This is a genomic window from uncultured Mycobacterium sp. (genome assembly GCF_964249325.1).
GTDB lineage: Bacteria > Actinomycetota > Actinomycetes > Mycobacteriales > Mycobacteriaceae > Mycobacterium.
Map to the genome: position 1 here is coordinate 1 of NZ_CAXUCH010000144.1, position 268 is coordinate 268.

The 268-nt window shown below is 72.0% G+C and carries 1 pseudogene; it reads right to left on the bottom strand.

Annotation, left to right across the window (positions count from 1 at the left end):
- A pseudogene (locus ACFE99_RS16815) lies at window positions 1–268 on the bottom strand (electron transfer flavoprotein subunit alpha/FixB family protein); the annotation flags it as partial.

Here is a 268-nt window from a genome sequence, read left to right on the forward strand (position 1 = left end):
GTTCGCCGGCGCCTTGAGTTGGTTCGGCGTCGATCGCACCGGCGCGCACGGTGATCACCGGGGTGTCGCCGGTGGCTGCTGCCTCGACGGTGAACGCGCCACCGAAGATGGAGTGGACAAACTTGCCGCCGGGCTGGACGTCGACGAGGTCGACCAGCAGCCCCGAGCCGATCCGCGCGGCCAGCCGGCCCGCGATCTCCTTGCCGTCGGCGCTGGCGGCCAGTATCACGGCCGCCGGCGAGGACGATTCGGCGAGGCTGGCCAGCAC